The sequence below is a fragment of the Mesorhizobium sp. LSJC280B00 genome (assembly GCF_000502835.1).
Classification (GTDB): domain Bacteria; phylum Pseudomonadota; class Alphaproteobacteria; order Rhizobiales; family Rhizobiaceae; genus Mesorhizobium.
The window spans coordinates 1-6,599 of the sequence record NZ_AYVL01000076.1; the positions used below are offsets into that span (position 1 = coordinate 1).

Genomic DNA, 6,599 nt, shown 5'->3' on the forward strand with positions numbered 1-6,599 from the left:
GCCGGCCCAGTTCAACCCGCACGACGTCCTTCAAAGCTGGGGGGATCGATCTTCACCAAGCGGTCTGCGGCCTCGACCGCAGTTCGTATCCTGCTGCACAGCGCGAGATTTTCGGCCAGCATTTCTTCAGTGCGTTGAAGTGCGAGCTCGGTCCGGTGGATGCGCTGCCTGGCATTGGCAACTTCCGATGTCAAAATATCGACCGCCATCCCGTGGCCGTGGGGTTCCATAGTGTCCATGGATTTCTAATACATGGGGGGCGATATCGTTCCATGATGTCGGGCGAAACGGCGGGCCGCAGAAAAGCGCGATGGGCCGAATGACCAATGCGCTCCCTGTCAAAACAGCGGACGCTGAGGAAGATCACAAGGGAAGCACTAAGGCGCAACTCAACCTCAAAGCGAACGGTCCGTTTTTTTGGAATTTTGTGGGCTGGTCGACAAATTGCACGAGGTTCCCTGATATGACAGGCACTCTGACCCTGTCGTTCCCAGTCAGGCGAATGTCGCTGTCGTCTCGACGGACCAAAACCATCACCTTTCGGACCGATCACGTGACGATTCGCGACGGCATGAAAAGATGAAGGCGGCACCCGCTACCGGGTGCCGTGTCGGTGCTGCAGGCCCCAGGCCGAAGCAAGGGGAAGGCCGGTTTTCTGCTTGTGGGGGAACAGCGCCCTTTATTCCCCTGCCCAATACCGAGCAGGTACGCGACAAACGCAGGCGTGATGAATGCGAGCAGTTCCACACGAGCAGAGCGACCCCACCAGCGCCGCATCCTCGCGACGACTCGGACCGTCTCGAAATGCACGAGCACTGTTTAAACCATCAGGACGTTAAACCATCAGGACGGTGGAGAGGGCGAGAGCAGTAGCTATTCTGAAATCTCCAACGATGGTCGGCAAACCGATAATGGAAGCGAGCAGTCAGTCGGCGCCAGAATGGTTGTCGGCCACCTAAGTCGAAGAAATTCTGGAGGAGGAACAAGGCGTCCAAAGGACGGGGGTCAATCACCGCCCAGCATACGGCTACGAGGTGTGGTTCAGGGGATTTAGCCGTAGTGCCAGTGCGGCTTTGGCTCGGTGCCGGTGAACATGACGCCGATGCGGTCTTCGCGACGCCAACGAACCACCGCCTTGTAGGCGATGCCGTCGGTCGGCACATAGAGCAGGAATTCGTCGGGGACGCGAGCGTCGATCGAGGCCTTCAGTTCGGCGCCGCCGGCATGCATGTTGCGCACCGTGCACGTGACCTCGGAATGGGTCATGCCGGTCAGGATTGTTGCGCCCTTGAAGACGCGCTGCCTGCGTTGGCGCCTCTGTTCGTCTTCAGCCATTTCGCCTAATTCCCGGCGTCTGTCGCTTCGTGTAGTTTTTGGTCTGCCAGATAATTGAGCTTGGCTGATGAACATAGCGTTATCGTCAGAGGCGGCGTGACATGCGGGATCGGTTGTGGAAGTACGTTTCAGGAGCATGCCGGCCTCCTACCAAAGGGCTTGCCAAGGCCGCCGGCGACCCCACAATGGGTCAAGCCGGGGATCAAAGCCCGCGTGACGCTTCCAGGAGTTCCACCTCGAGCTATGTGCGCTCTCGCGCGAAACAGCGCGCCCCCTTTCCAGGCCTTCGAAGCAATCCGTCGCTGAGAACACGCGCGACTCACGAGCGTTTCAATGGAGGGAGTTGGTTGCCACGCTCGATGCCGTGCAATTGGCGCCTAGGCTTGTCAAAGTGGAGCGCGTGCAGGTGAGGCCTGCTTGCCGTGCACGCTTTGCGCTGTTGGAGATACTTTCCAGTTGCGGCCGATGCGATCGGCCATTGGTTTGGACGCGTACATGCCGTTCGCAGGCGGCTTGTGGGCGCGACGTGAACGGAAAAGAAACGTTTCCAACATTAGATTCCGCGATTCGAATGAATCTCGCCTGTTCGGCATAGTCGCAACGCGGTGCTGGGCTAGTCGTGCCAACAAATGAATTAGCGCCCTGGCGGAACTGAGCCCGATGAACAGCTTGACGATACGCCGCCGCATACTCGCCAGTTTCGCGGCCGTTCTGGTTGTCATGTCGGTTATGGCCATCATTACATACGTTTGGTTTCTCCAGACGGAGCAAGAAGCGACCAGCGTGGAAAAGGAAACTCTTCCGGACCTCTATCACAGCACCCAGATCATGATGGGACAGATGGATGCCCATAGTCTTCTCCAGGAATATGCTCTTCAGGACAATCCTGCCGACAAGCGGGCTTTCGAGGCTACCATCAAGGCGAACCGCGACGCCCTGCAACGGTCGATGGACGAGTATGAAGAGACCATTGAGTCCGATTTGGACAAGCAGAACTACGCTGTCGTCAAGGACCTCGCCGATCAATTCCGCCAAGCCGAAGCCGCCGTACTGGATGCCAGTCGTGCCGCGTTGGCGAAGGGAGAGATCCCCAACGAGCGCCCGGCCATCAAGAACAATGTGGAGCCGATCTTTCGGAAATTGCAATCGGCTCTGCAAGCCATGGTCGAGGACCATAGAGGAGAGGCAAACAGCTCGACCCAAAAGATAGGTTCGATCGTCCGCACAGCGAAGTTGGGCCTGATTGCCGGGTTCCTCGTAGCACTCGGTTTGGCCCTTTTGTGCGGCTATCTTCTATTCCGTGCCGTTAGTGTCCCGCTTGGCCGATTGCTCGATCTCGTCCGTGTAATGCGCCTGGGCGACTTCAGCGGGCGCCTCGATTTGAAGCGCAAGGACGAGTTTGACACGCTGGCTGAGGGCTTCAACACCATGGCCGATGATCTCACCACGCTGATAGGCCAGGTTCAGAAATCCAGCATTCAAGTCAACACATCGATAACCGAGGTGGCCGCCACCTCAAAGGAACAGCAGGCAACCGCAAATGAGATCGCGGCCACTACGACCGAAATCCGAGCGACCGCGAAGGAAATCTCGGCAACCTCCAATGAGCTCGTACGAACGATGAGCGAAGTTTCTGCGGTCGCCGAGCAAACCGCCACGCTCGCCACCGGCGGACAAGCAGGGCTGGCACGCATGGAGGCAACCATGCAGCACGTCATGGAAGCCGCCACCGCGATTAATTCCAAACTTGCGATCCTGAGCGATAAGGCCGGCAATATCAATCAGGTGGTGACCACGATCACCAAGGTTGCCGACCAGACCAACCTTCTTTCGCTAAACGCCGCAATCGAGGCTGAAAAGGCGGGGCAATATGGGCGAGGCTTTGCGGTCGTGGCAACGGAGATCCGGCGGCTTGCCGACCAAACCGCCGTCTCGACATACGACATCGAGCAGATGGTCAAGGAAATTCAATCCGCCGTCGCAGCCGGCGTCATGGGCATGGACAAATTCTCCGAGGAGGTCCGACGTGGCATGCAAGATGTGCAGCAGGTCGGCGGCCAACTCTACGAGATTATTCAGCAGGTCCAGGGCCTGGTACCACGCTTCGAAGTCGCCAATGAAGGAATGCAGGCCCAGGCAACGGGCGCAGCGCAGATCAGTGAGACGCTGATACAATTGAGCGAAGCCGCTCAGCAAACGGTTGAATCCCTCCAGCAATCCACGCTCGCGATCGACGAACTCAATCAGGTTTCGGGCGGGTTACGCAGCAGCATTTCCCGTTTCAAACTGCGGGCGCTACGAGAGGTGCCTGCGAGCTAGGACGACTATGCTATTCCTCGGGTTCTGTATAGGTGGCGACCGGTATGTGCTGGACATGGAGCAGGTTGAAGAGGTCCTGCCTTACATTGGCGTGAGAACGCTGCCGGGCGCGCCGAACGGCGTAGTAGGCCTAATCAACTGCCGGGGCTTACCCGTTCCCATGATCGATCTCAGCCTGCTTGCGCTTGGCCGCCCCTCGGCGCTGGTGCTGAGCACACGAATCGTTCTGATACGCTATCCAACCAAGGATGGTGAGAACCACCTGCTTGCGCTTGTTGCTGAACGAGCGACCGATATGCTCGAGCGGGATCCTTCTGACTTCGCGCCGTCCGGGATGGAGGCGGGAACTCCGCCCTACTTGGGCCCCGTGGCGTCCGACGATAGAGGACTTGTCCAGTGGGTCAGGGCCGAAGCGCTGCTATCGGACGACATTCGCAAAACGTTGTTCCGTCAGGTCGCGATGAGTTCATGATGTTTGGTGCGGTCGAACAGCTATTGAGGGAAAAGATTGGACTGGACAGCGGCACTGTCGGTCTGTCGGTGATCCGTCACGCGCTCCGGGAGCGGATGTCAGCCTGCCGGATCAGCGGGCTTCAAGATTATTGGCAGTTGCTGGCTGGCTCCCCATCCGAGCTCCAGGAACTGATCAACGCGGTTGTCGTACCGGAGACATGGTTCTTCCGAGATCGTGAAGCTTTCACTGCAATGACGCGTCATGCACGGGCGCGCATGCGGCCGGGTCAACCCATAATGCTCTTGAGCCTACCATGTTCGACAGGCGAAGAGCCCTATTCGATGGCGATGGCCATGTTCGATGCTGGTTTCGGAGCACAGGATTTCAAGATTGACGCTGTCGACGTGAGCACGGGCAATCTCGCGGCCGCGGAGCGCGCGGTCTACGGGCGCAACTCATTTCGCGGCGATTTTCTCGAATTCAGAGGGCGCTATCTCGAAGCGGCCGAAGGCGGACTACGGCCTGAGGTGCGGGTCCTGAAGCAAGTCCGGTTCAGGCTTGGCAACCTGTTTGATCCTGCGGCCTCGTATGGGCCGGCACCGTACGACATTATTTTTTGCCGCAACCTGCTGATCTATTTCAACCGAAACCTGCAAGATCGCGCGCTGGTTTGTCTGAAGACCCTCCTCGCGCCAGATGGCCTGCTGCTCGTCGGTCCAGCGGAATCAGGCCTTCCGATTCTGCACGGCTTTGCTTCAGCGCGATTACCCATGGCATTTGCGTTCACGAACGTGGAGCCGGCTAAGGCGCCCCGGACGGTTGCCCCCTCCAAGTCGCGCTTCGGTCCTGCCACCCCTGCTCCTATCTCTGACGTCAGCAAAGTGCTGAGCCCGATCCGGCCGGCCTCCAGCAATGCAGCGAAAGTGGAGCGCTCCGTCCACCCGTCTGAGCGGGCGGCCCAAAGCCTCGCTTCTGTAGAACGCACCGCCAATGCCGGACGAGTTGCGGAAGCAAAGGAACTCGCGCTGACGCATCTCGGGGAATACGGTCCCTCGCCGGAAATCTTCTATCTGCTCGGGCTAGCTCAGGATGCAGAAGATGCGCGTTCCGAGGCGATCCAGAACTATCGCAAGGCCCTCTATCTCGAACCCCGCCATCAAGAAGCCCTCGCGCATCTTGCGCTGCTGCTTCGCAAGCAGGGTGACATCGCCGGTGCCGAGGCACTCACCGGGCGGCTCGGTCGGATTGGGAAAAGGAGCGGCACTTGACGTCAGCTGAGCCCGGTAGCGCATCATCGGTGCCGGACATCGCCATCGGCGACTGCTGGCGGCAAATAGGCATTCGTGGTGACAGATCGTGCCCTGAACTGGAGCAGCATCTCCACTGCCGGAACTGCCCGACCTATAAGGAAATCGCACGGAACCTCCTGAACCGTCCGCTGCCGCCCGGCTATCGGGACGAGTGGGCCCGACATTTTGCCCAGGCAAGGACCGATGAACCAGTCGGGAATGCCGAGGGCAGTGCATTTCAGACGGTCGTTGTCTTTCGTCTCGGCGAGGAATGGCTGGCGCTTCCGGTTGGCTGCTTCCAAGAAGTGGCCGAGCTGCGTAGCATTCATTCGCTGCCACACCGCAGGAACAGTGCGGTTCTCGGCATCGTCAATGTTCGAGGCGAATTGCTGGTTTGCGTTTCGTTGGCCAAACTGCTCGGAGTAGACGACCGCAAAACGCGGGTACAGGACACGCGGACCAAGGCATTTCCGCGTCTTATCGTCGTCGGCAACAGCGACAAGCGCGTTGCTTTTGCTGTGGACGAAATGCACGGCATTTATCGATTCAAACAGAGCGACAAGCTTGCCGTGCCTGCTACCGTTGGCAAGGCGTCCTCGACCATGACGGCAGCCATGGTCTCGTGGCGAAGGGGCGCGGTCGGTTGTCTGGACGAGGCGCTGCTGCTGGCCATGCTCGATCGAGCTATCGCATGAGCGGCGCGGACTACAGCCAATTTTCGATGCTCGACCTCTTTCGGGCCGAATTGGAGACGCAGTCGCAGGCCCTGACGTCCGGTCTGCTAGCGCTCGAACGCGATCCCGTGTCCGCCCAGAGTCTCGACGCTTGCATGCGGGCTGCCCATTCGCTGAAGGGGGCGGCCCGGATCGTCGATCTGACGCCGGCGGTGGAAGTTGCGCACGCGATGGAAGAGTGCCTGGTCGCCGCACAGCGGGGGCGTCTCAGCCTGAGTCGCGAGCACATCGATACACTTTTGAAAGGCGTCGATCTCCTCGGATCCATAGCGAGTGAGCCTGCCTCGGCCGATGAGAGCGCCAAACTGGAAATAGCCGGTTTTCTGCTGGCGCTTGAGCAGGCATCCTCCCCATCGACAGCATCAGAGACGGAGCTCGCCGGCTCAAATGCTGCCCCGCAGGAGGCGCCGTGGGCCTCTTCGGCGAAGGAGACGAGCGTCCTCGCTCGATCGGAACCACTTCTTCAAC

8 protein-coding genes are annotated in these 6,599 nt (G+C 59.3%); 7 read left to right on the forward strand and 1 reads right to left on the reverse strand.

Annotated features, from left to right (window positions below; all coding sequences use genetic code 11):
* Window positions 1-323 (forward strand): hypothetical protein (locus X773_RS77885; RefSeq protein ID WP_210164211.1); only part of this gene is annotated, 323 nt, incomplete at its 5' end.
* Window positions 320-583, forward strand: a complete 264-nt coding sequence (locus X773_RS77095; protein WP_156937516.1) for a hypothetical protein — start codon at window positions 320-322, stop codon at window positions 581-583. The genes X773_RS77885 and X773_RS77095, both read left to right, overlap by 4 nt.
* A gap of 467 nt (window positions 584-1,050) precedes the next feature.
* Here the strand turns inward: X773_RS77095 and X773_RS72945 are convergent, their stop codons facing one another.
* Entirely contained in the window at window positions 1,051-1,335 is a 285-nt protein-coding gene (locus tag X773_RS72945) for a PilZ domain-containing protein (protein WP_023680838.1), read from the reverse strand.
* A gap of 660 nt (window positions 1,336-1,995) precedes the next feature.
* On the opposite strand from X773_RS72945, the gene X773_RS72950 reads away from it, so the two are divergent.
* The 5 genes from X773_RS72950 to X773_RS0140400 all read left to right on the forward strand — a co-directional run.
* A complete protein-coding gene (locus X773_RS72950) occupies window positions 1,996-3,654 on the forward strand; it encodes a methyl-accepting chemotaxis protein (protein ID WP_023680839.1) in 1,659 nt (552 codons plus the stop codon).
* 7 nt (window positions 3,655-3,661) lie between these two features.
* Window positions 3,662-4,126, forward strand: a complete 465-nt coding sequence (locus X773_RS72955) for a chemotaxis protein CheW (RefSeq protein ID WP_023680840.1) — start codon at window positions 3,662-3,664, stop codon at window positions 4,124-4,126.
* On the forward strand, window positions 4,123-5,376 hold the full coding sequence (locus tag X773_RS72960; RefSeq protein WP_023680841.1) for a protein-glutamate O-methyltransferase CheR: 1,254 nt from the start codon (window positions 4,123-4,125) through the stop codon (window positions 5,374-5,376). The genes X773_RS72955 and X773_RS72960 overlap by 4 nt, the downstream gene beginning before the upstream one ends.
* Window positions 5,373-6,092 carry a chemotaxis protein CheW gene (locus X773_RS72965; protein WP_051406275.1) on the forward strand — a complete coding sequence of 240 codons (720 nt, stop codon included), beginning with the start codon at window positions 5,373-5,375 and terminating at the stop codon, window positions 6,090-6,092. Before X773_RS72960 ends, X773_RS72965 begins: the two co-directional genes overlap by 4 nt.
* On the forward strand, window positions 6,089-6,599 hold a 511-nt coding region (locus X773_RS0140400), incomplete at its 3' end, for an Hpt domain-containing protein (RefSeq protein ID WP_031213415.1). The genes X773_RS72965 and X773_RS0140400, both read left to right, overlap by 4 nt.

What these genes read in the sequence shown, in the direction of transcription:
- X773_RS77095 (WP_156937516.1), top strand. Translation starts at nt 320, where the DNA reads ATGACCAATGCGCTCCCTGTCAAAACAGCGGACGCTGAGGAAGATCAC.
- X773_RS72945 (WP_023680838.1), bottom strand. Translation starts at nt 1,335, where the DNA reads ATGGCTGAAGACGAACAGAGGCGCCAACGCAGGCAGCGCGTCTTCAAG.
- X773_RS72950 (WP_023680839.1), top strand. Translation starts at nt 1,996, where the DNA reads ATGAACAGCTTGACGATACGCCGCCGCATACTCGCCAGTTTCGCGGCC.
- X773_RS72955 (WP_023680840.1), top strand. Translation starts at nt 3,662, where the DNA reads ATGCTATTCCTCGGGTTCTGTATAGGTGGCGACCGGTATGTGCTGGAC.
- X773_RS72960 (WP_023680841.1), top strand. Translation starts at nt 4,123, where the DNA reads ATGATGTTTGGTGCGGTCGAACAGCTATTGAGGGAAAAGATTGGACTG.